The sequence below is a fragment of the Pseudomonas migulae NBRC 103157 genome, assembly GCF_002091715.1.
Classification (GTDB): Bacteria; Pseudomonadota; Gammaproteobacteria; order Pseudomonadales; family Pseudomonadaceae; genus Aquipseudomonas; species Aquipseudomonas migulae_A.
Map to the genome: position 1 here is coordinate 80,850 of NZ_BDAG01000003.1, position 26,104 is coordinate 106,953.

General features: G+C 59.3%; 20 protein-coding genes. 9 read left to right on the forward strand and 11 right to left on the reverse strand.

Translation table 11 applies throughout. The annotated features are described in order from the left end of the window. Nucleotides 1-98 precede the first annotated feature (98 nt). From PMI01S_RS03890 to PMI01S_RS03935, 9 genes are all read right to left on the reverse strand, one after another. The gene (locus PMI01S_RS03890; protein WP_084318075.1) at nucleotides 99-1,079 is read right to left on the reverse strand and encodes a peptide ABC transporter ATP-binding protein; all 981 of its coding nucleotides are present in this window, start codon (nucleotides 1,077-1,079) and stop codon (nucleotides 99-101) included. Further along, on the reverse strand, nucleotides 1,079-2,047 hold the full coding sequence (locus tag PMI01S_RS03895) for an ABC transporter ATP-binding protein (RefSeq protein WP_084318076.1): 969 nt from the start codon (nucleotides 2,045-2,047) through the stop codon (nucleotides 1,079-1,081). The genes PMI01S_RS03890 and PMI01S_RS03895 overlap by 1 nt, the downstream gene beginning before the upstream one ends. Before the next feature lie 10 nt (nucleotides 2,048-2,057). Continuing rightward, entirely contained in the window at nucleotides 2,058-2,981 is a 924-nt protein-coding gene (locus tag PMI01S_RS03900) for an ABC transporter permease subunit (RefSeq protein WP_084318186.1), read from the reverse strand. 13 nt (nucleotides 2,982-2,994) lie between these two features. Next, nucleotides 2,995-4,005, reverse strand: coding sequence for an ABC transporter permease subunit (locus PMI01S_RS03905; protein WP_017336505.1), 1,011 nt, complete (start codon nucleotides 4,003-4,005; stop codon nucleotides 2,995-2,997). 74 nt (nucleotides 4,006-4,079) lie between these two features. Further along, nucleotides 4,080-5,675: an ABC transporter substrate-binding protein gene (locus PMI01S_RS03910; protein WP_084318077.1), complete on the reverse strand. Its 1,596-nt coding sequence runs from the start codon at nucleotides 5,673-5,675 to the stop codon at nucleotides 4,080-4,082. Between the two features lie 79 nt (nucleotides 5,676-5,754). Then, nucleotides 5,755-7,131 (reverse strand): OprD family porin, encoded by a 1,377-nt coding sequence (locus PMI01S_RS03915; RefSeq protein ID WP_084318078.1) that lies wholly within the window; start codon nucleotides 7,129-7,131, stop codon nucleotides 5,755-5,757. A gap of 171 nt (nucleotides 7,132-7,302) precedes the next feature. Continuing rightward, on the reverse strand, nucleotides 7,303-8,904 hold the full coding sequence (locus PMI01S_RS03920) for an ABC transporter substrate-binding protein (protein WP_084318079.1): 1,602 nt from the start codon (nucleotides 8,902-8,904) through the stop codon (nucleotides 7,303-7,305). Nucleotides 8,905-9,211: 307 nt separating this feature from the next. Next, entirely contained in the window at nucleotides 9,212-10,837 is a 1,626-nt protein-coding gene (locus PMI01S_RS03925) for an ABC transporter substrate-binding protein (protein ID WP_084318080.1), read from the reverse strand. A 1,057-nt stretch (nucleotides 10,838-11,894) separates the two neighbouring features. Next, a complete protein-coding gene (locus PMI01S_RS03935) occupies nucleotides 11,895-12,611 on the reverse strand; it encodes an SIMPL domain-containing protein (protein WP_084318081.1) in 717 nt (238 codons plus the stop codon). Between the two features lie 273 nt (nucleotides 12,612-12,884). On the opposite strand from PMI01S_RS03935, the gene PMI01S_RS03940 reads away from it, so the two are divergent. The 4 genes from PMI01S_RS03940 to PMI01S_RS03955 all read left to right on the forward strand — a co-directional run bounded on the left by PMI01S_RS03940 (nucleotide 12,885) and on the right by PMI01S_RS03955 (nucleotide 17,460). Beyond that, nucleotides 12,885-14,147, forward strand: coding sequence for an ATP-binding protein (locus PMI01S_RS03940; protein WP_017336510.1), 1,263 nt, complete (start codon nucleotides 12,885-12,887; stop codon nucleotides 14,145-14,147). Beyond that, nucleotides 14,140-14,700: a response regulator transcription factor gene (locus PMI01S_RS03945; protein WP_017336511.1), complete on the forward strand. Its 561-nt coding sequence runs from the start codon at nucleotides 14,140-14,142 to the stop codon at nucleotides 14,698-14,700. Before PMI01S_RS03940 ends, PMI01S_RS03945 begins: the two co-directional genes overlap by 8 nt. A gap of 97 nt (nucleotides 14,701-14,797) precedes the next feature. Beyond that, nucleotides 14,798-16,525 (forward strand): ABC transporter ATP-binding protein/permease, encoded by a 1,728-nt coding sequence (locus PMI01S_RS03950; RefSeq protein WP_084318082.1) that lies wholly within the window; start codon nucleotides 14,798-14,800, stop codon nucleotides 16,523-16,525. Between the two features lie 185 nt (nucleotides 16,526-16,710). Beyond that, on the forward strand, nucleotides 16,711-17,460 hold the full coding sequence (locus PMI01S_RS03955; RefSeq protein ID WP_174602648.1) for a FadR/GntR family transcriptional regulator: 750 nt from the start codon (nucleotides 16,711-16,713) through the stop codon (nucleotides 17,458-17,460). Between the two features lie 157 nt (nucleotides 17,461-17,617). On the opposite strand, the gene PMI01S_RS03960 is transcribed toward PMI01S_RS03955, so the two are convergent. Both PMI01S_RS03960 and PMI01S_RS03965 read right to left on the reverse strand, forming a co-directional pair. After that, nucleotides 17,618-17,809 (reverse strand): hypothetical protein, encoded by a 192-nt coding sequence (locus PMI01S_RS03960; RefSeq protein ID WP_084318084.1) that lies wholly within the window; start codon nucleotides 17,807-17,809, stop codon nucleotides 17,618-17,620. A gap of 14 nt (nucleotides 17,810-17,823) precedes the next feature. Further along, the gene (locus tag PMI01S_RS03965) at nucleotides 17,824-19,128 is read right to left on the reverse strand and encodes a phospholipase (RefSeq protein ID WP_084318085.1); all 1,305 of its coding nucleotides are present in this window, start codon (nucleotides 19,126-19,128) and stop codon (nucleotides 17,824-17,826) included. Nucleotides 19,129-19,368: 240 nt separating this feature from the next. Between PMI01S_RS03965 and kdgD the strand changes: the two genes are divergently transcribed. From kdgD to PMI01S_RS03990, 5 genes are all read left to right on the forward strand, one after another. Next, nucleotides 19,369-20,280: a 5-dehydro-4-deoxyglucarate dehydratase gene (gene kdgD / locus PMI01S_RS03970; protein WP_084318086.1), complete on the forward strand. Its 912-nt coding sequence runs from the start codon at nucleotides 19,369-19,371 to the stop codon at nucleotides 20,278-20,280. A 75-nt stretch (nucleotides 20,281-20,355) separates the two neighbouring features. Next, entirely contained in the window at nucleotides 20,356-21,801 is a 1,446-nt protein-coding gene (locus tag PMI01S_RS03975; RefSeq protein ID WP_084318087.1) for an aldehyde dehydrogenase family protein, read from the forward strand. 143 nt (nucleotides 21,802-21,944) lie between these two features. Further along, nucleotides 21,945-23,315 carry an MFS transporter gene (locus PMI01S_RS03980; RefSeq protein ID WP_084318088.1) on the forward strand — a complete coding sequence of 457 codons (1,371 nt, stop codon included), beginning with the start codon at nucleotides 21,945-21,947 and terminating at the stop codon, nucleotides 23,313-23,315. An 11-nt stretch (nucleotides 23,316-23,326) separates the two neighbouring features. Next, nucleotides 23,327-24,880 (forward strand): galactarate dehydratase, encoded by a 1,554-nt coding sequence (garD, locus tag PMI01S_RS03985; protein WP_084318089.1) that lies wholly within the window; start codon nucleotides 23,327-23,329, stop codon nucleotides 24,878-24,880. Between the two features lie 175 nt (nucleotides 24,881-25,055). After that, nucleotides 25,056-25,997 carry an AEC family transporter gene (locus PMI01S_RS03990; RefSeq protein ID WP_084318090.1) on the forward strand — a complete coding sequence of 314 codons (942 nt, stop codon included), beginning with the start codon at nucleotides 25,056-25,058 and terminating at the stop codon, nucleotides 25,995-25,997. Nucleotides 25,998-26,104 lie beyond the last annotated feature (107 nt).

Consider the following 26,104-nt stretch of genomic DNA (forward strand, 5'->3'; position numbering starts at 1 on the left):
GCGAGCTTGCTCGCGAATGCGGTAGGTCAGTGGCAAAAATAATGACTGACACACCGCCTTCGCGGGCAAGCCCGCTCCCACAGGTTTTTATTCCCCGTTTATGCCGCGCCGTCGAGGAACTGCTCGGCGTAGTGGCAAGCCACCTGCCGGTTATCGAGAGGGCGCAAGGCTGGCTCTTCGGTTTTGCAGCGCTCGGTCGCGTACGGGCAGCGCTTGTGGAAAGCGCAGCCCGACGGCGGGTTCAACGGGTTGGGCAACTCGCCGACGATCTTGATTTTCGGCTTGTTCGGGTCCGGGTGAATGGTCGGGGTGGCCGACAGCAACGCCTGGGTGTACGGGTGCAGCGGACGCTCATAAATGTCGTTCTTCGGGCCCATTTCCACCGGGCGGCCGAGGTACATCACCATCACGTCATCGGCAACGTGCTGCACCACCGCCAGGTTGTGCGAGATGAACACGTAGGCGGTGTTGAACTCTTGCTGCAAATCCATGAACAGGTTCAGCACCTGCGCCTGGATCGACACGTCCAGCGCCGAAGTCGGTTCGTCCGCCACCAGCACTTTCGGTTGCAGCATCATCGCGCGGGCGAGGGCGATCCGCTGGCGCTGGCCGCCGGAGAACATGTGTGGATAACGCTGATAATGCTCAGGGCGCAAACCGACCTGCTTCATCATCGCCTGCACTTTCTCGCGACGTTCAGTGGCGCTGAGGCTGGTGTTGATCAGCAATGGCTCGGCCAGTTGATCCCCGACTTTCTGCCGTGGGTTCAACGAGGCGTACGGGCTCTGGAATACCATCTGCACGTCTTTGCGCAGTTGTTTGCGTTGAGCCTTGTCGGCGCCGGCAACTTCCTGCCCGGCGATTTTCAAGGAACCGGAGGACGGCTCTTCGATCAGCGTCAGGGCGCGGGCCAGGGTGGATTTGCCGCAACCGGATTCGCCTACGACGGCGAGGGTCTTGCCGGCTTCCAGTTCGAACGACACACCGTTCAGGGCACGTACGGTCGCATGGCCCTTGAACAGGCCGCGGGACACTTCGTAGTGACGGGTGAGGTCGCGGGCGGTAAGTACGACGGCCATTACGCCACCTCCTGGTTCAGCGGGTAGAAGCAGCGGGCGAGGCTGTTGCTTTTCGGGTCAAGGGCCGGACGTTGCGCACGGCAGTTGTCCTGCACATACGGGCAGCGCGGCGACAGCAGGCAGCCTTGCGGGCGGTCGTAACGACCGGGAACGATACCCGGCAGCGTGGCCAGGCGCGTGGCGCCGAGGCTGTGTTCCGGAATCGCCTTGAGCAGCGCTTCGCTGTACGGGTGCGCCGGAATGTCGAACAGTTGCGGCACCTGACCGACTTCGACCGCTTGGCCGGCGTACATCACGCACACACGCTGGGCGGTTTCGGCCACGACCGCGAGGTCGTGAGTGATCAGCACCAGGCCCATGTTCTGTTCTTTCTGCAACGCCAGCAGCAGGTCCATGATCTGCGCCTGAATCGTTACGTCGAGGGCAGTGGTCGGTTCGTCGGCGATCAGCAGTTTCGGTTCGCCGGCAATCGCCATGGCGATCGCAACACGCTGGCTCATGCCACCGGACAGTTGATGCGGGTAGGCGTCCATACGGCTGGCGGCGCCCGGGATTTCCACTTTTTCCAGCAGCTCGATGGCGCGTGCGCGGGCTTGCTTGCCGGACATTTTCAGGTGCAGGCGCAGCACTTCCTCGATCTGGAAACCGACGGTGTAGCTCGGGTTCAGCGCAGTCATCGGGTCCTGGAAGACCATGGCCAGGTCTTTGCCGACGATTTGCCGGCGCTGACGGTTGCTGAGCTTGAGCATGTTCTTGCCGTCGAAATTCAGGGCGTCGGCGGTGACGATCCCCGGATGCTCGATCAGGCCCATCAGCGCCATCATGGTCACGGATTTACCGGAGCCCGACTCGCCAACGATGGCCAGCACTTCGCCCTTGTCCACGGAAATGTCGAGCCCGTCGACCACCGGAACGGCGTTCTTGTCGCCGAAGCGAACGTTGAGATTCTTGATTTCTAACAGTGACATTTGAATCTCCTCAGGCGGCGTTCTTGAGTTTCGGGTCCAGCGCATCGCGCAGGCCGTCGCCCATCAAGTTGATTGCCAGCACGCTGAGCAAAATGGTCAAACCAGGCAGACTTACCACCCACCAGGCGCGTTCGATGTAGTCGCGAGCCGAAGCCAGCATGGTGCCCCACTCAGGGGTTGGCGGTTGTACGCCAAGGCCGAGGAAGCCCAGTGCCGCGGCATCGAGAATCGCCGAGGAGAAGCTCAAGGTCGCCTGAACGATCAGCGGCGCCATGCAGTTGGGCAGCACGGTGACGAACATCAGGCGTGGCAGACCGGCACCGGCCAGGCGCGCGGCGGTCACGTAGTCGCGGTTCAATTCGCCCATCACCGCGGCGCGGGTCAGACGAACGTAGGACGGCAACGAAACCACGGCGATGGCAATGATGGTGTTGATCAGGCCAGGGCCGAGGATGGCGACAATCGCCACGGCCAGCAGCAGGGACGGCAGGGCCAGCATGATGTCCATCAGACGCATGATGGTCGGGCCGAGCACGCGCGGGAAGAACCCGGCGAACAGACCCAGCAGAATGCCCGGAATCAGCGACATCACCACCGACGACAAGCCGATCAGCAAGGACAGGCGCGAACCGTTGATCAACCGCGACAGCAGATCGCGACCCAGTTCATCGGTGCCGAGCAGGAACTGGATCTGCCCGCCTTCCAGCCAGGACGGCGGGGTCAGCAGGAAGTCGCGGTATTGCTCGCTCGGGTTATGCGGGGCAACCCACGGCGCGAAGATCGCGCAGAAAATCACCAGCAGCATGAACATCAGGCCGGCAACGGCGCCTTTGTTCTTGGAAAACGCTTGCCAGAATTCTTTGTACGGGGACGGATACAGCAGGCTTTGATCGACTGTTACCGCTTGATTTGTAGTTGAAGCTGGAGTGGTCATGGTCATGATGATCTCAGCGCTGGTGACGGATGCGTGGGTTGGCAAAGCCGTAGAGGATGTCCACCACGAAGTTGACCAGAATCACCAGGCAGGCGATTAACAGGATGCCGTTTTGCACCACGGGGTAATCCCGTGCGCCAATGGCTTCGATCAGCCATTTGCCGATGCCGGGCCACGAGAAAATGGTTTCGGTCAGGACCGCACCGGCCAGCAATGTGCCGACTTGCAGGCCGACCACCGTCAGCACCGGAATCAGCGCGTTGCGCAGGCCGTGCACGAACACCACGCGCGACGGCGACAGGCCTTTGGCGCGGGCGGTACGGATGTAATCCTCACGCAGCACTTCGAGCATCGACGAACGGGTCATCCGCGCAATAACAGCCAGCGGGATGGTGCCGAGCACGATGGCCGGCAGGATGAGGTGATGCAGGGCATCGAAGAACGCGCCGACGTCATCGGCCAGCAGCGTGTCGATGAGCATGAAGCCGGTGCGCGGCTCGATGTCATAGAGCAGGTCGATCCGCCCGGACACTGGCGTCCAGCCCAGTGACACCGAGAAGAACATGATCAGGATCAGGCCCCACCAGAAGATCGGCATCGAATATCCCGCCAGGGAGATGCCCATCACCCCATGGTCGAACAGGGATCCTCGCTTGAGTGCCGCAATCACCCCGGCCAACAGGCCCAGGATGCCGGCGAACAACAGGGCGGCCATGGACAATTCCAGGGTCGCAGGGAATAGGGAGGTGAATTCGCTCCAGACGCTTTCCCGGGTACGCAGGGATTCGCCGAGATCGCCGTGGGCCAGTTTGCCAATGTAATCCAGGTATTGGGCATACAGCGGTTTGTTCAGACCTAGGCGTTCCATTGCCTGAGCATGCATTTCGGGGTCGACTCGACGTTCGCCCATCATTACTTCCACGGGGTCGCCTGGAATCATGCGAATCAACGCGAAAGTCAGCAAGGTGATGCCGAAGAACGTGGGGATCAATAACCCCAATCGGCGGGCAATAAAACTAAACATCTTCTGGTGTACCTCATCAGCCGGTTAGGCGTGCCTGGTGTCCCTGGAGTCAGGGACACCGGGAGTTTTCTTATCTACTTCACCTGGGTGGTGGCGAAGTTATTAGTGGTGAGGGGGCTAATGTGATAGCCCTCTACGTTGTTGCGCATTGCGGTGAACATTCTAGTGTGCGCCATGCTGATCCATGGCTGGTCCTGGTTAAAAATAACCTGAGCCTGTTCGTACAGCGCTGCCCGCTCGGCCGGATCGGTTTTTTCCCGGGCCTGGTCGATCAGCGTCTGGAACTTGTCATTGCACCAGCGCGCATAGTTTTCGCCGTTCTTCGCGGCTTCGCAACTGAGCATAGGCGTCAGGAAGTTATCCGGGTCGCCGTTATCGCCCGCCCATCCGGCGGAAACCATATCGTGCTCGCCGTTTTTCGCGCGTTTGAGCATTTCGCCCCATTCCATCACGCGAATGTCGATCTTGATCCCGACCTTGGCCAGGTCAGCCTGCATCATCTGCGCGCCGAGCATCGGGTTCGGGTTGGTCGGGCCGCCACCGTTGCGGGTGAACAGGGTGAAGGTGGTGCCTTCCGGTACACCGGCTTCCTTGAGCAGGGCGCGGGCCTTGTCCAGATCGCGGGGCGGATTCTTCAGATCGTGGTTGTAGCCCAGCAGCGTATCCGGGAACGGGTTGACCGCCACCGTCGCATTGCCTTTACCGAACAGCGCGTTGACATAAGCCTCTTTATCGAAGGCGATGTCGATGGCTTTGCGCACCCGCACATCACTCATGTATTTGTGCGTGGTGTTCATGGCGATGTATGAAACGGTCATCGCGTTCAGTTCATCGACGCTCAGTTTGGCGTCTTTCTTGATGCTCGGGATGTCATCCGGCTTCGGATACAGCGCCACCTGGCATTCGTTGGCCTTGAGCTTTTGCAGGCGCACGTTGTTGTCGGTGGCGATGGCCAGGATCAACGAGTCTGCCGGCGGCTTGCCACGGAAGTAGTCCGGGTTGGCCTTGAAGCGAACCTGAGCGTCCTTGGCGTAACGCTGGAAAATGAACGGGCCGGTGCCGACCGGTTTGTTGTTCAGGTCGCCGGTCTTGTTTGTCTTGAGCAGCTGGTCAGCGTACTCGGCAGGGTAAATCGAGGAGAACGCCATGGCGATGTCGGCCAGGAACGGCGCTTCGCGACGGGTCAGGGTGAATTTGACTGTGTTGTCGTCGATCTTCTCTACGCTTTTGAGCAGTTCCTTGAAACCCATGCTTTCAAAGTACGGGAAGCCCACGCTCGACAGCTTGTGCCATGGGTGATTCGGGTCCAGCTGACGCTGGAAGCTCCAGACCACGTCGTCGGCGTTCATGTCGCGGGTCGGCTTGAAGTATTCGGTGGTGTGAAACTTGACGCCTTTGCGCAGGTGGAAGGTGTAGGTCAGGCCGTCTTCGCTGATATCCCAGGACTCGGCCAGTGCCGGAATCACTTCCGTGGTGCCGGGCTTGAAGTCCGCCAGGCGGTTGAAGATGGTTTCGGCCACTGCGTCGGCGGTGACTGCAGTCGTGTACTGAACCATGTCGAAGCCTTCCGGACTGGCTTCGGTACAAACCACCAGGGGTTTGGCCGAGACGCCAACGGCAACACTCAGCAACGCGGCAGCGATGGCCGCACGTAGGGGAAGCATTTTCATCAAGAACCCTCTGCAATCGGTTGAACAGGAAGAAACCGAATGGCCGACTCATCATGAGTCAGCCGTCGGCTGGCGCTTTTTACAAAATTTTGAACGGGATGGTGGTCACGAGACGGAACTCGTTGATGCTACCGTCAGCCTGGTTATCGCTGGCGCGGTGGGTGGTGTAGGTAGCGCGAACTGTGGTGGCCTTGAGCGGACCGCTCTGTACGGCGTACGAAGTACCGATGCCGTATTCATAGTGGTTCTCGCCGTCCATATTACGTACGTCGTAGGCGGTACCGGTGTAGTGCGTACCGTCGATGCCCCAGCCGCGAGCCTGGTAGATGTTGAACTTCAGGCCTGGCACGCCGTATTCGGCCATGTTGAGGCCGTAGGCGATCTGGAAGGACTTCTCGTTCGGGCCGTTGAAGTCGGACAGCAAGGAGTTGGCCAGGTAAATGCCGTTGGTTTCATGCAGGTAGTCGAAGTACTCGTTACCGTTCACTTCCTGATAAGAGAACGTCAGGCTATGGGCGAGGTGAGTCAGGCCCAACGACAGCGAGTAAGTGTCGTTGTCGATCTCACCCATCAACTTTTTGCCTTCGTCGACGGTTTTGTAGTAGTTCAGGCCGGTGGTCAGGCTCAGGATCGAGCTGTCGCCCAGTTCGTGAGTGGCGCCAAAGTAGTACTGGTTCCAGAAATCTTCTACGTTGCTCGCGTACAGGCTGGTTTTCAGGCTCTTCAGCGGCTGATAGTTCAGGCCCGCGGTGTTTACGTGGTCGGTTTCAGCGCTGTTGTTCGTGTACTCAGAGCGAAATTTCGACAGGCTCTGCTCGGTACGAGGCGATACGCGGTCGAAGGTGCCGAGGTCGAACGACAGGTTGTCGAACTCTTCGCTGTGAATGGTCACACCCTCAAAGCTCGAAGGCAGCGGACGGTTGCCGATGACGTCGACGATCGGGCTGCTGAAGTTCTGGCGGCCGGCGGTCAGGGTGGTGTTGGAGATACGCGCCTTGACGTTGGCCAGGCCCAGTTTGCTCCACTGATCCACCGCGTCACCGTTGGTGTGAGCCAGGGTACGGTTGGAACCGCCCTTGATGTCTTCGCGGCTACGATCCAGTGCAATGGCATTGTAAGCAGCGACTTCGGTGCTGAAACCCACGGTGCCTTGGGTGAAACCCGAGGTGTAATTCAGGATGGTGCCCTGAACCCAGTTGATACGGCGCGTGCCGGTCAGGGTTTCGCCGTGGCGCTCGTACTTGTAGGTAGCGCCTCGCTGTTTATCTTCGTTGGCGTACCAGTTACGGGTACTGCCCGACAGGCTCTGACCATCAATGAAGCCCTTGGCTTCGGACTGTGCGTTGGTGCTTGCCAGTTGGGTCGGAACGAAGTCCTGGCTTTGGGATTCTGCGTATGCCGTGGCGGTGACGCTGCTGATGGCCAGGGCCAATAACGCGGTGCTGCTCAGTTTCATGGGTGAAGCTCCTTACTTTCTTTTTTTAATGCCGGTCTTTTTTGGTGATCCGACTATTGGTTTGTAACTCAAACAAGGCATCGCAAACGTTTGCTGCACGCCTGTTGGGCGAATTACGGCAATACGCTTGCGTGAGGGCGGAATCCGCCCCCAGCGTTTTTGGCTAATCGGTTATTGGTCGATACTGACGCCCGAGAACACGTTGCGGCCGAAAGGACTCACCTTGAATCCTTCGACTTTGGCGCTCAACGGCTGGTTGACCGTCGAGTGGGCGACAGGCGTGATCGGCACTTGCTGCTTGAGCAACTGCTGAGCCTGTTTGTAGAGCACGGTGCGCTGGTCACGATCGGTGACGACCTTGGCCTGCTTGATCAGCTTGTCGTAAGCCGGATCACACCATTGGGAATAGTTGTTGCCGCCAATGGCGTCGCAGCTGTAAAGCGTGCCGAGCCAGTTGTCCGGGTCCCCGTTGTCACCGGTCCAGCCAATCAGGCTGACGTCGTGCTCGCCATTCTTGGTGCGCTTGATGTACTCGCCCCATTCGTAGCTGACGATCTTCACTTTGAGACCGATTTTCGCCCAGTCAGCCTGGAGCATCTCGGCCATCAACTTGGCGTTCGGGTTGTACGGGCGCTGAACCGGCATTGCCCATAAAGTGATTTCGGTGCCTTCCTTCACGCCGGCAGCCTTGAGCAGTTCCTTGGCTTTTTCCGGGTTGTAGGCGGCGTCCTTGATGGTCTCGTCGTAGGACCATTGGGTCGGCGGCATGGCGTTTTGCGCAAGTTGCCCGGCGCCTTGGTATACCGCGTTGAGAATGCCTTGCTTGTTCACCGCCATGTCCAGCGCCTGACGCACTTCAAGCTGGTCGAACGGCTTGTGGCGCACGTTGTAGGCGATGTAGCCGAGGTTGAAACCGGGCTTCTCGATGAGTTTGAGTTTGGTGTCGTTCTTCAGCGCTTCGACATCGGCAGGGCGGGGGTGCAGGGTGATCTGGCACTCGTTGGCCTTGAGCTTCTGCACGCGCACCGAGGCGTCGGTGTTGATGGCGAAAATCAGGTTGTCGAGCTTGACCCGGCTCGGGTCCCAGTACTGCTTGTTGCCGCTGTAACGGATGTTGGAATCTTTCTGGTAGCTCTTGAATACGAACGGTCCGGTGCCGATCGGCTTCTGGTTGATGTCGCTCGGCTTGCCTTCGGCCAGCAGCTTGTCGGCGTATTCGGCGGACAGGATGGCGGCGAAGCTCATGGCGATGTTCTGGATGAACGCGGCGTCCACGCTATTGAGCGTCATGACCACGGTCAGCGGGCCGGTCTTCTCGACCTTGGCGATGTTCTTGTTCAGGCTCATCCCGTTGAAGTACGGGAATTCGGTGGGATAGGCCTTACGGAAAGGTTGCTGCGGATCGAGCATGCGATTGAACGTGAACAGCACGTCGTCGGCGTTGAAATCACGGGTCGGCGTGAAGTACTTGGTTGTGTGAAATTTCACCCCTTCGCGCAGGTGAAAGGTGTACTTGAGGCCGTCTTCGGAAATATCCCAGCTTGTTGCCAGGCCCGGTACGACGTTGGTGGCGCCTTTTTCGAACTCTGCGAGTCGGTTGTACAACGGCTCGGCAGCATCGTTATCGGTCGCGGTCGTGTACTGCGCGGTGTCGAAACCAGCCGGGCTGCCTTCGGAGCAGAACACCAGGCTGTTATTGGCGGCCTGGCTGATGGAAGTGGCGGCCAGCAGGCCGGTGCCCAGCAATGCGGATAAAACCAAGGTATGGCGCATGACGCTCCCTTTTCTCTTTCTCTAAGTGTTTTCAATGAGCCGCGGTCCCGTCCGGGGACGTGGAGGCGTCACTGAGCTCAAGCCATGACGTGCAGCAGAACCGAGAGCCCACGCATGCACTGGTCAGATCCCGACGGTATGAGCCGCGGTTCCGGCAGTAAATGCGTAGAGTCCTAAAGACTTGTAGGAAAGGGCAACGCGTCCGATGTCACTGCTGTAGTCCGCAGCGGAACTGGATGTAGGTTGTTTCCTGGTTTCTCGGTAGAAAAAACAACGGCGACGTCAAAAACGTCGCCGTTGCCAAATCTTATTTGCTGACGCTAACGCCGTAGAAGGAGTTCAAGCCGAATGGGCTGATCTTGAAATCCTGCACTTCGTTGCGCATGGGTTGGAACACCGTCGAGTGAGCGATAGGTGTCATTGGAACAGCGTCTTTGAGGACGTGTTGCGCCTGCTTGTACAGTTCGGTGCGCTTGCCCTGGTCGGTCGTGCGCTTGGCTTCCTTGACGATGCCGTCGAACTTCTTGTCGCACCACTTGGAGAAGTTGTTGCCCTGCAGCGAATCGCAGCCGAACAGCACGTTCAGCCAGTTGTCCGGGTCACCGTTGTCGCCGCTCCAGCCAATCAGCATCGCGCCGTTTTCGCCGCCTTTGGAGCGCTTGATGTACTCGCCCCACTCGTAGGTCACGATCTTGGCTTTGATGCCGATCTTGGCCCAGTCGGACTGCAGCATTTCTGCCATCAGCTTGGCGTTCGGGTTGTAAGGACGCTGTACCGGCATCGCCCACAGGTTGATCTCGGTGCCTTCCTTGACGCCGGCTTCCTTGAGCAGCTCTTTGGCTTTCTCAGGGTTGTACGGCGCATCCTTGATAGTGGTGTCGTAAGACCACTGGGTCGGCGGCATGGCGTTGACGGCCAGTTGACCTGCACCCTGGTAAACCGAGTCGATGATCTGCTGCTTGTTGACGGCCATGTCCAGTGCCTGACGCACTTTCAGTTGGGCCATCGGGTTCGGCTGGTCGCTGCCCTTGATCTTGTCCATCACGTTGTAGGCGATGTAACCCAGGTTGAAACCGGCCTGGTCAGGCACTTTCAGGGTCTTGTCTTCTTTCAGCGCCTTCAGGTCGGCCGGACGCGGGAACAGAGTGATCTGGCACTCGCCCTTCTTCAGCTTCTGGATACGTACCGACGGGTCGGTGGTGATGGCGAAGATCAGGTTGTCGATCTTGACGTCATCAGGCTTCCAGTAGTCCTTGTTCCCGGTGTAGCGGATGTTGGAGTCTTTCTGGTAGCTCTTGAACACGAACGGGCCAGTGCCGACCGGCTTCTGGTTGATATCGGCGGCTTTGCCTTCCTTGAGCAGCTTGTCGGCGTACTCGGCGGACTGGATCGAGGCGAAGCTCATGGCCATGTTCTGGATGAACGCCGCGTCCACTTCTTTGAGGGTGAACTTGACGGTCTTGTCGTCGACTTTATCGATCTTGGTGATGTTGGTATCCATCCCCATGTCGGTGAAGTACGGGAATTCGGTCGGGTACGCCTTACGGAACGGGTCATCCTTGTTAATCATGCGATTAAAGGTGAACAGCACGTCGTCGGCGTTGAACTCGCGAGTGGGCTTGAAGTACGGGGTGGTGTGGAACTTGACGCCTTCACGCAGGTGGAAGGTGTATGTCAGGCCGTCATCGGAGATGTCCCATTTGGTCGCCAGACCAGGAATAACGGCGGTGCCGCCGCGCTCGAACTGAGTCAAGCGGTTGAACATGGTTTCTGCAGAGGCGTCGAAGTCGGTTCCGGTGGTGTACTGACCAGGATCAAAACCGGCCGGGCTCCCTTCGGAGCAAAACACCAGGTTAGTCGCCGCTTGGGCGAAAGGTGCGGCAGCTAACAAGCTGGCGCCGACTAAAAACGGAATGACCGCGTGTTTAAGCATGTTGGCCTCATGATTTGTTGTCATTTTTGGAATTAGAGGACGACCTCGTGAGCCGTGCCTGCGGATACTTATGCAGGGGCCATACCCAATGCAAGATCCTGAACGACCACAGGCGTTAAACAGTGGCACGAACGTACCTTAATGTCGCATATGTATAAATTCGTGCGCATTTGACCGTTTGCGCGCGGTTTTTTCGGTGCAAACCGTGCACTGGCAGGGGGCGATCGTGGTGTCTGGCGCACCCGGTTGGAGCGTGGTGTTACTTATTTATACCCATCCTTGCAGAAGGAGTGAGGTCGAGGGGACTGTTCTTGAAGTCGGTGGGGGGTGTAAGGCCGTCGAGTGGGGGATTGTTGTGCCAGGTATTTGTTGTTTAAGGATTTATTGTGTGTGGGGGGACAGTTTGGCCCATTGCTGTTTGTCAGCGTACACATTGGTATTTGCAGTGATCTTTATCTTGGCGGCCTGGTAGCCGACCGGTTTCTTGTTGTCGGTGTATATATCCATTCCTGCGGTAACGGCGGCTGGCGGTTTCGCCCTTACGGCGACTCACTTTTTTTTCAAACGCCAAAAAAAAGTAAGCAAAAAAAGGCTCGCCCCGAGCGTCCGGCCCCTCGCTAAGGCTCGGCGTTCCTTCGCTCCGGTATTCATCCGGGGGCATCGCCCTCCGGTTGGCTTCGCTGGCACCTACATGCGATGAGTTCGACTGCGTCGAACGGCGCTGCGCGCCACTCCCCGGATGAACACCTCCACTCAGCCTCCCGAAGGGGCGGGTGGATCAAGATCAAGAGCTGCAGGCGAGCTAACGCTCGGCCTGATGAGTGGTGAGAAGCGGGTGTATGCCGATCTGCTTTTGTAGGCGCCGGCTTGCTGGCGATGGCGCCCTGCCAACCAACCTATCCTCGCCGACATACGCAGACCTAGTAGGAGCCGACTTGCTAACGATGGTGGCGGTGTGGTTCACCGCAAGCCAGGCAGTCCCTCCGCTGACTTTCGTGAGGCAATAAAAAAACGGCGATCACTTCGGTGATCGCCGTTTTTTGTACAGGTTATCGAATCAAGGCAGCAACACTTCAACCACACCATCCGCCGTCATGCTGACCTGGCTGGTGCCGGCCTCGACTTCCGGTGTCACCGGCGCGGCGTCCATGCTCGCCGCTTTCATCATCATCGGCCCGCGCATGTACGGTTGTGGGTAGCCGTTGCTGTTGAGGTTCAGGTTGACGATTTTGTAACCCTTGCCGCCCAGTGCATCGGTGGCCAGTTGTGCGCGGGCTTTGAAGGCGGTTACAGCATCTTTCAGCAGTGCGTCTTCACTGGCCTTGCGGGTTGGCGTGGCGATGGCGAAGTCCATGCCGCCCATTTTCAGGTCGGTGAGCAGTTCGCCAGTCAGTTTCGACAGCGCGGCGAAGTCGGAGCTTTCCAGGCGCAGTTCGGCGCGTTCACGCCAGCCGGTGATTTTCTGGCCCTTGGTGTCGTAGATCGGGTAGCTGTTGCGGCTGCCCTGGCGCAGGGTGATGTCTTTGACTTGTTTGGCCTGGGCCAGCGCCTTGTTCATGGTGGTGCTGACGTCTGCGGCGAGTTTGGCCGGGTCGGTGTTTTGTTCTTCGGTGTAGAGGGTCACGATCATCAGGTCGCGGGCGACTTCCTGACTGACTTCGGCGCGCAGGGAAATCTGGTTGTAATGCAGCTCGTCGGCGGCCAGGGCCGGGAGGCTGGCGACGGTGCCGACGCTGAGGGCGAGTAGGGCGGCGCTGCGGCGGAAAGTGTGCATGAAATCTCCTTGGACGATGCGCAGGGGTTGGGTCCGAGCCTGCGTGAAACCATCAGACTCTAGCTTTAATGATCCGGTTCGCACAGTTACAACTTCTATACAGATGAATTGATGGTGGCCCTGTGGTGAGGGGGCAAGCCCCCTCGCCACGGGAGTACTTCGTCAGAGATACATTGCTTGGAGGCTGTGGCCGTTTGCCGCACTTTTGCCTGTCAGCCCCCGTGCTTGGTTATACTCCGTGCGATCCGCCTGGAGCGCTCATCAGGAGAGCTCATGCTCGCCCCCGTTCAAATCACTTCCGCAACTCGCCAGAACCTCTGGCGGCTGACGTTCATCCGCACCTTGGTGCTGGCCGCCCAGGCTGGTTCGGTGGGACTGGCTTACTGGCTCGACTTGCTGCCGCTGCCCTGGTTTCAACTGGCCGCGACCCTCGGTTGCTCGATGTTGCTGTGCGCGTTCACGGCGATTCGCCTGCGCACCTCATGGCCTGTCACTGAGCTCGAATATGCCGTGCAACTGGCCTGTGACCTGTTTATCCACAGCGCCTTGCTGTATTTCTCCGGTGGCTCGACCAACCCTTTCGTCTCTTATTACCTGGTGCCGTTGACCATCGCCGCCGTGACGCTGCCATGGCGTTATTCGGTGATCCTGTCGGGCATCGCGCTGACGATGTACACCTTGCTGCTGGCGGGTTTCTATCCGCTGCAAACCTTCCCGATTGCCCGGGAAAACCTGCAGGTCTACGGGATGTGGCTGAGCTTCGCCCTCGCGGCGGCGGTGATTACGTTCTTTGCCGCGCGCATGGCCGAAGAGCTGCGCCGGCAGGAAGAGCTACGTGCTATCCGTCGCGAAGAAGGCCTGCGTGATCAGCAATTGCTCGCCGTCGCGACCGAGGCCGCCGGTGCCGCCCATGAGCTGGGCACGCCGCTGGCGACCATGAGCGTACTGCTCAAGGAAATGCGTCAGGACCACCACGACCCGATGTTGCAGGACGACCTGAGCGTGTTGCAGGATCAGGTCAAACTTTGCAAGGAGACCTTGCAGCAGCTGGTTCGGGCGGCAGAGGCCAATCGCCGTTTGGCCGTGGAAATGCAGGACGTTACCGACTGGCTCGACGAAGCGCTGAACCGCTGGCACCTGATGCGTCCGGAAGCCAGCTACCGCTTCCAGCGCCTGGGCCAAGGCACCGTGCCGCGCATGGCGCCGCCGCCGGACCTGACCCAGGCGCTGCTGAATCTGCTCAACAACGCCGCTGATGCGTGCCCCGAAGGACTGCAGGTGACGCTGGACTGGAATGCCGAGGATTTGACCATCAGCATTCGCGACCACGGCGCCGGTGTGCCGCTGGCCATTGCCGAACAGATCGGCAAACCGTTTTTTACCACCAAGGGCAAAGGTTTCGGCCTGGGCCTGTTTTTGAGCAAGGCCAGCGTGACACGCGCCGGCGGCTCAGTGAAACTCTACAGTCATGAGGAAGGCGGCACGCTCACCGAGCTGCGCCTGCCCCGTGTCGCCCGAGGAGACGAACATGAGTGACGAGATCCAAGTCGAAGGCGAAGAACTGCCGCACTTGCTGCTGGTAGATGACGACGCCACGTTCACCCGCGTGATGGCGCGCGCCATGGCCCGCCGCGGTTTTCGCGTCAGCACCGCCGGTTCCGCCGAAGAAGGCCTGACCATCGCCCAGGCCGACATCCCGGATTACGCCGCGCTGGACCTGAAAATGGACGGCGATTCGGGTCTGGTATTGTTGCCCAAACTGCTTGAGCTCGACCCGGACATGCGCGTGGTGATCCTCACCGGTTACTCGAGCATTGCCACTGCCGTCGAGGCGATCAAGCGCGGTGCCTGCAACTACCTGTGCAAACCGGCGGATGCCGATGACGTCCTTGCTGCGTTGCTGTCCGAGCATGCCGACCTCGACACCCTGGTGCCGGAAAACCCGATGTCGGTGGACCGCCTGCAGTGGGAACACATCCAGCGCGTGTTGACCGAACACGAAGGCAACATCTCCGCCACTGCCCGCGCCCTGGGCATGCACCGCCGCACGCTGCAGCGCAAACTGCAGAAGCGTCCCGTTCGTCGCTGAACCTGCGCTGAACGAATGCTGGCCGAGCCTCGCGACAAACCGAACCGATCCTCTATGATCGGTTCGTGCCTGTACTTTTCTTTATCGAGCCTTATCCATGAATCAGAACGCTGAATATTCCGCGGTCAACGATGCTGTGCGCGGGCAGTTTTTTCGCAAAGTCTGGGCGATGATCACGCCATATTGGCGTAGCGAGGAGAAGGGCAAGGCCTGGACGTTGCTGCTCGCGGTGATTGCGTTATCGCTGGTCAGCGTGGGGCTCTCGGTGTGGTTCAACACCTGGTACAAGGATTTTTACAACGCGCTGCAGCAAAAAGATGAAGTGGCGTTCTGGCGGTTGATTCTGTATTTCTGCGGGATTGCGGCGGTGGCGATTGTCGGTGCCGTGTACCGGCTCTACCTGACCCAGATGCTGACCATTCGCTGGCGTGCCTGGCTCACGGAAAAGCATTTCGCCCGCTGGCTCGGCAACAAGAATTACTACCAGCTGGAGCAGGGCGGTTACACCGATAACCCGGACCAGCGGATTTCCGAAGACCTCAACAACTTCACCTCCAACACCCTGGAGTTGGGCATCGGTCTGCTTCGCAATATTGTCAGCCTGGTGTCGTTCTCGATCATTTTGTGGGGCGTGTCGGGCAGTATCGAAGTGTTCGGTTTTACCATTCCCGGCTACATGTTCTGGTGTGTGCTGGTGTATGCCGTGATCGGCAGTTGGTTAACGCACTTGATCGGTCGCCGTTTGATCGGCCTGAACAACCGGCAACAACGCTTCGAAGCCGACCTGCGTTTCTCCATGGTGCGGATTCGCGAAAATGCCGAGAGCATTGCGCTGTACAACGGCGAACCCAATGAAAACCGTCGCTTGAGCACCCGCTTCGGAATGGTCTGGCACAATTTTTGGGACATCATGAAGGTGTCCAAGCGTCTGACGTTCTTTACCGCAGGTTACCAACAGGCCGCCATCATCTTCCCGTTCATCGTCGCTTCGCCGCGTTACCTGTCCGGCAAGATCGAACTCGGCGAGCTGATGCAGATCAGTTCGGCGTTCGGCAATGTGCAGGAAAGTTTCAGCTGGTTTATCAGTGCGTACCAGAGCCTCGCGTCGTGGCGCGCCACGTGTGATCGTCTGCTGAGTTTCCGTCAGGCCATGACCGACAACGAAGAGCGCGCACCCGCGATCGACGTGCAGAATTCAGGCTCGGCGTTGAAACTGCATAACCTGGGCCTCGACCTCGCAGATGGTCGTCACTTGCTGACCAGCGCCGACATGACTGTGGAGGAGGGCGAGCGCGTAATGCTCAGCGGCCGTTCCGGCAGTGGCAAGTCCACGTTGCTGCGGGCGATGGGGCATTTGTGGCCGGCGGGCCACGGCAGCATTCGTCTGCCGGCGGCGCGCTATCTGTTCCTGCCGCAAAAGCCTTATCTGCCGATTGGCACGCTGCGCGAGGTGTTGAGTTATCCACAGGCCGGCGACACCTATCCGAACGAGCGTTACGTTCACGTGCTGGAAACCTGTCGTTTGCCGCACCTGGTTTCGCGCCTGGACGAAGCGAATCATTGGCAGCGCATGCTCTCGCCGGGTGAACAGCAACGCGTGGCCTTTGCCCGTGCGCTGCTTTATGCGCCGCAATGGCTGTACATGGACGAAGCGACTTCGGCGATGGACGAAGAGGATGAGGCGTCGCTGTATCAGGCGCTGATCGATGAGATTCCGGGGCTGAGCATTGTCAGCGTTGGGCATCGCAGCAGTTTGAAACGATTCCATCCACGGCATGTGCGCATCGACAACGGGCATCTGGTGGATCAGACCGTGACCGCGTAACCACCGCCCCCTGAGCGAGCTTGCTCGCGATGGGCGTTAACGATAACGCGTACCTTCCGAATAAACGCGTCGTCCTTGAGTCCATCGCGAGCAAGCTCGCTCCTACAATAGGGGCGGTGGTGATCGTACAACCGCGTTGAGCTATGATGCGGTTTCAGCCGAATTTTTCGAGACAGACGTTCACCATGGAAAACCCGATCGACGTACCTCGCCTCCCTCGCAAGCGCCGCAGCCTCGCACAGGAACTGGTGACGGTGCTGTCCGAGCAGATCCGCGACGGTCACCTCAAGCGCGGCGACAAGTTGCCCACCGAGTCGGCGATCATGGATGCCCATGGCGTCAGTCGCACCGTGGTTCGCGAGGCGATTTCCCGTTTGCAGGCGGCCGGGCAGGTGGAAACCCGCCATGGCATCGGCACCTTCGTGCTCGATACCCCGAGCCCAAGCGGTTTTCGTATCGATCCGGCCACCGTGGTGACGCTGCGTGATGTACTGGCGATTCTGGAGCTGCGAATCAGCCTCGAAGTGGAATCCGCCGGCCTCGCGGCGCAACGCCGCAGCCCTGAACAGTTGGCGTTGATGCGCGCCGCGCTGGACGCCTTGAACGAAAGCGCGGCCCACGCCAGCGATGCCGTGGCCTCGGACTTTCAGTTCCACCTGCAAATCGCACTGTCGACCGGCAACCGCTATTTCACCGACATCATGACTCACCTGGGCACCAGCATCATTCCGCGTACGCGCCTCAACTCGGCGCGCCTGGCCCATGATGACCAGCAGCACTACATGAGCCGTCTGAGCCGTGAGCACGAAGAGATTTACGATGCGATTGCGCGTCAGGATTCCGATGCCGCGCGGGCGGCGATGCGTTTGCATTTGACGAACAGTCGCGAGCGGTTGCGTCATGCGCATGAAGAGGCAGAGGCGCAGCGGGGCTGAGTTTTTGCTGTCGAGTGATGCATTGCCTGACATGACGCTATCGCGAGCAAGCCCGCTCCCACAGTGTTTTGCGTCGATCAGAAGAAAGTGATCGTGCACAGAATCCTGTGGGAGCGGGCTTGCTCGCGATGGGGCCGGCAGCCTTCTCGCTATAACATCAGACAGTCTTCAGAATTGTCCGATCCACCCGAACCGCCAGTTGTGTAGTTCCGGGCCTCGCGTGGAAAATCACCTCGCCTCGCTCACCCACCATCGCCCGAGCAATCGACACGCCATCAGCCAGCAACTCCAACGGCGCTCCCTTCAGCGATTGCCCCGAAGCCAGTTCCAGTTTCAATTTGATAGTCATCATCGATCTCCTTATCAGACCACGTTGCCAGTCGGGTTGTAGTCCTTGAGCAGCAGGTAAGTGCTCCAGCCCCACCAGTCATCGACGGTGGCGGTGTCATTCAGGTTATTGACGTCCTTGCGCCGCAACACCTTGTTGCCCTCGACCTTGAACAGCGGCGAGAAATTACCCGCCGGGCTCAACACCGCTTGCAGATCCGGCAGTTTTTTCAATGCCGCGAAACTGCCCGGCGACGGGGTGATGCCGCTGAGGTAAGCCGCGAAAATCTCATCCGCCGACACCTGGACCGCTTGATTGACCTGGATGCGATTGGCGCTGTCGATTGCATCGAAGTAGCGCTTGTCGCCATACGCATGCCATTGAGCGCCGTCGCCATTGCGCACGTTGAGGCCGAACTTGCTGTCTTCGTCGTGCATGAAGCGGGTAATCAACGAGCCCAGGTCGCTCGGCGTGACCACCGCCGCCAACTGTTTGCGCGGCACGCGCAGGTGGCCGGCGGAAAACAGGTCGGTCAGGTAGTGATCGGCGAAAGCGTTCATCGCGTAGGCCAGTTCCAGCGACGTGTCATCGCCACTGTTGTGGGCGATCACCGCTTGTTGCAGCGCGGCGGTGTGCCCGGCGATGTAGGCCAGCAGTGCCCACTCGGCGAAGTGGTCAGCGTTGTTGGCGGCCAGTTTCAGGTAGCGGCCCAATGGGTACAGGGCTGAGACGAAACTGCCGCCGCCGGTGATTTTGTTCCACTCTTCTGACAACGTATCACCCAGTGCGTCATACGCCTCGTGGGGCTGTTTGCCATCTTTGATTGCCTGTTTAACCGCAGCGATTTCCTTCTGCATGACAGCGAGAATCAGCTTCGCCTCGGCATTGGACGCCGGCAGGACCGCCAGGGAATTGAAAGCCTCGGTAAAGCGCTGGACCCGGTCGGCAGCGGTTACGCCTTCGCTGACCGGTTTATCCGCAATTCCATAGAAATCACCTCCCAACGCAACGACCTGCCCATAGGTCAGTGCCAAGCCGTTCGGCAGGTGCAGCTCGACCTGCGACGCCACGATCGCGGGTGCGTCCTTGACGAAACGCAGCAGCGTGTTATCGCCGATGGCCGTGTGTTCACCACCCTCGAACCTCAGCTGTGGCTTGCCTTTCACGGCGTTACCGAATGCAGAGGTGGGCGGTTGATGGGCGTCGGTGCCATGGGTGTCGAGGCGCAGGACCAGATGGTCATTACCGGTAATGGCGATGCCGTTCTCGGTAAACAGATCATCCAGACCCGCGATGACCTGCTTCGGTTTTTCCTGGGTTTGTGCGTGTAGACCTGACATTTCTATCTCCTTGATATGTCGTCGGTATGTTTCAAGATAACTGTATGTATATACAGTTATTCAGAGCATAGAGGAGAACTTTCCTACGTCAAGAAAATACTTTTCCGACGCATAAATTTTGGATGCCGCGATGAAATGCAGTTGACGGTTGTTTTTTAAGTTGTACGATGACCTACAACTTCGGCGCAGGCTGAACGATTTCCTCACACACACAAACGTGCAACTCAGGGTGTTCGAATAATGAATCCACAAGAACTGAAGTCCATCCTCTCTTCCGGTCTGCTGTCTTTCCCGGTTACCGATTTCAATGCTCAGGGCGACTTCAATCGCGCGGGCTACATCAAACGTCTCGAATGGCTGGCCCCATACGGCGCCTCGGCTCTGTTCGCCGCAGGCGGCACCGGTGAGTTCTTCTCTCTGGCGGCCAGCGAATATTCGGAAATCATCAAGACTGCCGTCGACACGTGCGAAACCAGCGTGCCAATCCTGGCCGGTGTGGGCGGTTCGACCCGCCAGGCCATCGAATACGCACAGGAAGCCGAGCGTCTGGGCGCCAAAGGTCTGTTGCTGCTGCCGCACTACCTGACCGAAGCCAGCCAGGACGGTGTCGCCGCCCACGTTGAAGCCGTGTGCAAATCGGTAAAAATCGGCGTGGTGGTTTACAACCGCAACGTCTGCCGCCTGACCGCGCCGCTGCTGGAACGTCTGGCCGAGCGCTGCCCGAACCTGATCGGCTACAAGGATGGCCTGGGCGATATCGAGTTGATGGTGTCGATCCGTCGCCGCCTCGGCGATCGCTTCAGCTACCTGGGCGGTTTGCCGACCGCCGAAGTCTACGCAGCGGCCTACAAGGCGCTGGGCGTGCCGGTCTACTCCTCGGCGGTGTTCAACTTCATCCCGAAAACCGCGATGGATTTCTACCACGCCATCGCTCGTGAAGATCACGCCACCGTTGGCAAGATCATCGACGACTTCTTCCTGCCGTACCTGGACATCCGTAACCGCAAAGCCGGTTACGCGGTGAGCATCGTCAAGGCGGGTGCGAAAATTGCCGGCTATGACGCAGGTCCTGTGCGTGCACCGCTGACCGACCTGACCGGCGAAGAGTACGAAATGCTCGCCGCGCTGATCGACAAGCAAGGTGCTCAGTAACACACCCGATTAAACAAGGCCGCTGAGCAATCAGCGGCTTTTTGTGTGAGGACTTCTTTTAAAAGGTGCAGTCCAGTGGCAGATGCAAAACGCTTTGATAACTACATCAACGGTGAATGGGTTGCCGGCAGCGATTACTGCGCCAACATCAACCCGTCCGAACTGACCGATACCATCGGCAACTACGCCAAGGCCGACCTGGCCCAGGTCCACGCCGCCATCGATGCCGCTCGCGCCGCGTTCCCGGCCTGGTCCACATCCGGCATTCAGGCGCGTCACGACTCGCTGGATAAAGTCGGTACCGAAATCCTCGCTCGCCGCGAAGAACTCGGCACCTTGCTCGCCCGTGAAGAAGGCAAAACCTTGCCTGAAGCCATCGGCGAAGTGACCCGCGCCGGTAACATCTTCAAGTTTTTCGCCGGTGAAACACTCCGGTTGTCCGGCGACTACCTGCCGTCGGTACGTCCGGGCGTCAACGTTGAAGTCACTCGTGAAGCATTGGGCGTCGTTGGCCTGATCACCCCGTGGAACTTCCCGATCGCGATCCCGGCATGGAAAATCGCCCCGGCCCTGGCCTATGGCAACTGCGTCGTGCTGAAACCGGCCGATCTGGTTCCGGGTTGCGCGTGGGCACTGGCTGAAATCATCTCCCGCGCAGGCTTCCCGGCCGGCGTGTTCAACCTGGTGATGGGCAGTGGTCGCGTGGTGGGCGATGCGTTGGTGCAGAGCCCGAAAGTCGATGGCATCAGTTTCACCGGCTCCGTCGGTGTCGGTCGTCAGATCGCCGTCAGCTGCGTGTCGCGCCAGGCCAAGGTTCAGCTGGAAATGGGTGGCAAGAACCCGCAGATCATTCTCGACGACGCCGACCTGAAACAAGCGGTCGAGCTGTCGGTGCAGAGCGCGTTCTACTCCACCGGTCAGCGTTGCACGGCATCCAGCCGTTTCATCGTCACCGCCGGCATCCACGACAAGTTCGTCGAGGCCGTGGCCGAGCGCATGAAGTCGATCAAGGTCGGCCACGCGCTGAAAGCCGGCACCGACATCGGTCCTGTGGTTTCCCAGGCCCAGCTTGAACAGGACATGAAGTACATCGACATCGGCCAGTCCGAAGGTGCGCGACTGGTCAGCGGCGGTGGTCTGGTGACTTGCGATACTGAAGGCTACTACCTCGCACCGACGCTGTTTGCCGACAGCGAAGCGGCGATGCGCATCAGCCGTGAAGAAATTTTTGGCCCGGTGGCCAACGTGGTTCGCGTTGCGGATTACGAAGCGGCACTGGCCATGGCCAACGACACCGAATTCGGTCTGTCGGCGGGCATCGCCACCACGTCGCTGAAGTACGCCAACCACTTCAAGCGCCACTCCCAGGCCGGGATGGTGATGGTCAACCTGCCGACCGCGGGCGTGGATTACCACGTTCCATTCGGTGGGCGTAAAGGCTCATCCTATGGTTCCCGCGAGCAGGGTCGCTATGCGCAAGAGTTCTACACGGTCGTAAAAACTGCCTACGTCGGTTCCTGATCCACCTGTAGGAGCCGGCTGGCTGGCGATCGCATCACCACGGTGTAAATGACACACCGAGGTGCCTGCATCGCCAGCAAGCCGGCTCCTGCAAACAACATCGTTATTACCCGCATAAAAATAATCAGTGGGAGTACATCTACATGCAATCGACGCAAAAGCCGACTCACGTCCGCTATTTGATCCTGCTCATGCTGTTTCTGGTGACCACGATCAACTACGCCGACCGGGCTACCATCGCAATCGCCGGCTCCAGCCTGCAAAAAGACCTCGGTATCGACGCGGTCACCCTCGGCTACATCTTCTCTGCATTCGGTTGGGCCTACGTGGCCGGGCAAATTCCCGGTGGTTGGCTGCTGGACCGTTTCGGTTCGAAAAAAATCTACGCGCTGAGCATTTTCACCTGGTCATTGTTCACCGTGCTGCAGGGTTATGTCGGCGAGTTCGGCATGTCCACGGCGGTGGTTGCGCTGTTCATGCTGCGCTTTCTGGTGGGCCTGGCCGAAGCGCCATCCTTCCCCGGCAACGCACGCATCGTGGCGGCCTGGTTCCCGACCGCTGAACGCGGCACTGCATCGGCGATCTTCAACTCGGCGCAATACTTTGCCACCGTGCTGTTCGCGCCGCTGATGGGCTGGATCGTCTACAGCTTCGGCTGGCAGCACGTGTTTATCGTCATGGGCGTGATCGGCATTATCTTCTCGGGTATCTGGCTGAAGGTGATCTACAGCCCGCGCCAGCACCCGATGATCAACGATGCCGAGTTCAAGCACATCGCCGACAACGGTGGCATGGTCGACATGGACCAGGACAAAGGCAAAGGCACGAAGGCTGACGGTCCGAAGTGGGACTACATTCGCCAGTTGCTGACCAACCGCATGATGCTCGGCGTGTATCTGGGCCAGTACTGCATCAACGGCATTACCTACTTCTTCCTGACCTGGTTCCCGGTGTACCTGGTGCAAGAGCGCGGGATGACCATCCTCAAGGCCGGTTTCATCGCCTCGTTGCCGGCGATCTGCGGCTTCATCGGTGGTGTGCTCGGCGGGGTGATTTCCGATTACCTGTTGCGCAAGGGCCACTCCCTGACCTTCGCCCGCAAGGCACCGATCATCGCCGGCCTGCTGGTTTCCAGCAGCATCGTGGCCTGCAATTATGTCGATGTTGAATGGATGGTCGTCGGCTTCATGGCCTTGGCGTTCTTCGGCAAAGGCGTGGGCGCGCTGGGTTGGGCCGTGGTGTCCGACACCTCGCCAAAACAGATCGCCGGTCTCAGCGGTGGCTTGTTCAACACCTTCGGCAACATCGCTTCGATCACCACCCCGATCGTCATCGGTTACATCATCAGCTCCACCGGCTCGTTCAAATGGGCGCTGGTGTTTGTCGGTTGCAACGCACTGGTTGCAGTGTTCAGCTACCTGGTGATTGTCGGCCCGATCAAGCGTGTGGTGCTCAAAGAGCCGCCAGTCAGCGGCCCTGAAACCAACAACAAATTGTCTCAAGCGCATTCCTGAGGAGCGGCGTCATGCAGTTGATTGAACACTCCGACTCGCCGCGCTACATCCGCCTGCACGAGCGGGACAACGTAGTGATTGTGGTCAATGACCAGGGCGTGCCCGCCGGCACCGAATTTCCCGATGGCCTGGTGACTGTGGACTTCGTGCCACAGAGCCATAAAGTCACCCTGGAAGACATTCCGGTGGGCGGCCAGGTGATTCGTTATGGTCAGACCATCGGCTACGCATTGCAGCCGATTCCGCGTGGCAGTTGGGTCAAGGAAGATCAACTGCGCATGCCTACCGCGCCGCCGCTGGACAGCTTGCCGCTGTCCACCGAAGTGCCGGCCGCGCAGGCACCGCTCGAAGGTTTCACGTTCGAGGGGTATCGCAACGCCGACGGTACTGTCGGCACGCGCAACATTCTGGGGATTACCACCACGGTTCAGTGCGTCACCGGGGTGCTCGATCATGCGGTCAAACGCATCAAGGACGAATTGCTGCCCAAGTATCCGAACGTCGATGACGTGGTGGCGCTGACCCACAGTTACGGTTGTGGTGTGGCGATTACCGCGACTGATGCGTACATCCCGATCCGCACCGTGCGCAACCTGGGCCGCAACCCGAACCTGGGGGGTGAAGCCTTGGTCATCAGCCTGGGTTGCGAGAAATTGCAGGCCGGGCAGGTGATGCATGAGAACGACAGCTCGGTGGATCTGAGCGATCCGTGGCTGTATCGCTTGCAGGATTCGAGTCACGGTTTCACCGAGATGATCGAGCAGATCATGGCGCTGGCCGAGACCCGTTTGAGGAAGCTCGATCAGCGTCGCCGGGAAACCGTGCCGGCGTCCGAGCTGATCCTCGGCATGCAGTGCGGCGGCAGCGATGCGTTCTCCGGGATTACCGCCAACCCGGCGCTGGGTTTTGCCTCGGACCTGTTGCTGCGCGCAGGCGCGACGGTGATGTTTTCCGAAGTCACCGAAGTGCGTGACGCGATTTACCTGCTGACCTCCCGTGCCGAAACCGAGGAAGTCGCTCAGGAACTGGTGCGGGAAATGGACTGGTACGACCGTTACCTGGCCAAGGGCGAAGCGGACCGCAGTGCCAACACCACGCCGGGCAACAAGAAGGGCGGGCTGTCGAATATTGTCGAGAAGTCGTTGGGCTCGATCGTCAAATCCGGCAGCAGCGCAATCAACGGGGTGCTTGGCCCTGGCGAACGCTTCAAGCGCAAAGGCCTGATTTTCTGTGCGACCCCGGCCAGTGATTTTGTCTGCGGGACGTTGCAACTGGCGGCGGGAATGAACCTGCATGTGTTCACCACCGGGCGCGGTACGCCATATGGCTTGGCGATGGCGCCGGTGGTGAAGGTGTCGACCCGGACTGAATTGGCGCAGCGCTGGCCAGACCTGATCGACATCGACGCCGGGCGGATTGCGACCGGGCGGGCTTCTATCGAGGATCTTGGGTGGGAGCTGTTTCACTACTACCTGGACGTGGCCAGCGGCAAGAAGCAGACGTGGGCCGAGCAGCATAAGCTGCATAACGACATCACCTTGTTCAACCCGGCGCCGATTACCTAAGACCGAGTCGCCTGCATCGCGAGCAAGCCCGCTCCTACATTCGACCGTGTACTGCCAGAAAGAATGCGATCAAATGTGGGAGCGGGCTTGCTCGCGATAGCGGTCTAACAGACGCCAGAGGACTTGGTGGCTTATCATTAGCCCCCTAACGAGGCCCACCCAAGGTTCACCCGGCATGCTGGCAATCTTTCTGGAAACCCTGAACATCACCGCGCCGGTGTTTGCCATGCTGTTTCTGGGTGTGCTGCTCAAGCGCATCGACTGGATCAACGACAACTTCATTCACACCGCGTCGGCCCTGGTGTTCAACGTCACCATGCCGGCGTTGCTGTTTCTGGGCATCCTGCATGCCGACCTGCACGCCGCGCTGCAACCGGCGCTGCTGATCTATTTCTCGATTGCGACGCTGGTGTGTTTCGCCATCGCCTGGGGCTGGGCGATCTGGAAGTGTCCGCGTGAAGACCGCGGGATTTACACCCAGGGCGCCTTTCGCGGCAACAATGGCGTCATCGGTCTCGCACTGGCGGCGAGCATGTACGGCGATTACGGGATTTCCCTCGGGGCGATTCTCGCGGCGCTGGTGATCCTGTTCTACAACACCCTCTCGACCATTGTGCTGGCGGTCTACAGCCCGGTGATCAAGTCCGACCCTTGGAGCATCTGCAAAAGCGTGATGATCAACCCGCTGATCATCAGCGTGTTTGCGGCGGCGCCGTTTGCGTATTTCAAGATCGGTTTGCCGGGCTGGCTGGAGACGTCCGGTCAGTACCTGGCGCAAACCACGTTGCCGTTGGCGTTGATCTGCATTGGCGGCACGCTGTCGCTGGCGGCCATGCGCAAGAGCGGCAAGTTGGCATTGAGTTCAAGCCTGGTGAAGATGATCGGCCTGCCGGTGCTGGCAACGCTGGGCGCGTGGTTATGGGGTTTTCGCGGCGCGGAGTTGGGGATCCTGTTCCTGTACTTCGGGAGCCCGACCGCGGCGGCCAGTTTTGTCATGGCCCGGGCGGCCAATGGCAATCATGAGTTGGCGGCGGCGATCATTGTGATCACCACGCTGATGGCGGCGGTGACCACCAACATCGGGATCTTTTTGTTGCAGTGGGGTGGGTGGATTTAACTTGGGGGTTGCGGTGTTTTGTCGGGCCCCTTCGCGAGCAAGCCCGCTCCCACACTGGACCGAGCCGTAAACAAATGTTGTGTCCACTGGCGATCAAATGTGGGAGC

Excerpts from the sequence above, each read along its gene's own strand:
- PMI01S_RS03960 (WP_084318084.1), bottom strand. The coding sequence starts at position 17,809 with ATGACTATCAAATTGAAACTGGAACTGGCTTCGGGGCAATCGCTGAAG.
- PMI01S_RS03925 (WP_084318080.1), bottom strand. The coding sequence starts at position 10,837 with ATGCTTAAACACGCGGTCATTCCGTTTTTAGTCGGCGCCAGCTTGTTA.
- PMI01S_RS03910 (WP_084318077.1), bottom strand. The coding sequence starts at position 5,675 with ATGAAAATGCTTCCCCTACGTGCGGCCATCGCTGCCGCGTTGCTGAGT.
- PMI01S_RS03905 (WP_017336505.1), bottom strand. The coding sequence starts at position 4,005 with ATGTTTAGTTTTATTGCCCGCCGATTGGGGTTATTGATCCCCACGTTC.
- PMI01S_RS03900 (WP_084318186.1), bottom strand. The coding sequence starts at position 2,981 with ATGACCACTCCAGCTTCAACTACAAATCAAGCGGTAACAGTCGATCAA.
- PMI01S_RS03935 (WP_084318081.1), bottom strand. The coding sequence starts at position 12,611 with ATGCACACTTTCCGCCGCAGCGCCGCCCTACTCGCCCTCAGCGTCGGC.
- PMI01S_RS03990 (WP_084318090.1), top strand. The coding sequence starts at position 25,056 with ATGCTGGCAATCTTTCTGGAAACCCTGAACATCACCGCGCCGGTGTTT.
- PMI01S_RS03945 (WP_017336511.1), top strand. The coding sequence starts at position 14,140 with ATGAGTGACGAGATCCAAGTCGAAGGCGAAGAACTGCCGCACTTGCTG.
- PMI01S_RS03920 (WP_084318079.1), bottom strand. The coding sequence starts at position 8,904 with ATGCGCCATACCTTGGTTTTATCCGCATTGCTGGGCACCGGCCTGCTG.
- PMI01S_RS03895 (WP_084318076.1), bottom strand. The coding sequence starts at position 2,047 with ATGTCACTGTTAGAAATCAAGAATCTCAACGTTCGCTTCGGCGACAAG.
- PMI01S_RS03955 (WP_174602648.1), top strand. The coding sequence starts at position 16,711 with ATGGAAAACCCGATCGACGTACCTCGCCTCCCTCGCAAGCGCCGCAGC.
- PMI01S_RS03950 (WP_084318082.1), top strand. The coding sequence starts at position 14,798 with ATGAATCAGAACGCTGAATATTCCGCGGTCAACGATGCTGTGCGCGGG.
- PMI01S_RS03965 (WP_084318085.1), bottom strand. The coding sequence starts at position 19,128 with ATGTCAGGTCTACACGCACAAACCCAGGAAAAACCGAAGCAGGTCATC.
- garD (WP_084318089.1), top strand. The coding sequence starts at position 23,327 with ATGCAGTTGATTGAACACTCCGACTCGCCGCGCTACATCCGCCTGCAC.
- PMI01S_RS03890 (WP_084318075.1), bottom strand. The coding sequence starts at position 1,079 with ATGGCCGTCGTACTTACCGCCCGCGACCTCACCCGTCACTACGAAGTG.
- PMI01S_RS03940 (WP_017336510.1), top strand. The coding sequence starts at position 12,885 with ATGCTCGCCCCCGTTCAAATCACTTCCGCAACTCGCCAGAACCTCTGG.
- kdgD (WP_084318086.1), top strand. The coding sequence starts at position 19,369 with ATGAATCCACAAGAACTGAAGTCCATCCTCTCTTCCGGTCTGCTGTCT.
- PMI01S_RS03980 (WP_084318088.1), top strand. The coding sequence starts at position 21,945 with ATGCAATCGACGCAAAAGCCGACTCACGTCCGCTATTTGATCCTGCTC.
- PMI01S_RS03915 (WP_084318078.1), bottom strand. The coding sequence starts at position 7,131 with ATGAAACTGAGCAGCACCGCGTTATTGGCCCTGGCCATCAGCAGCGTC.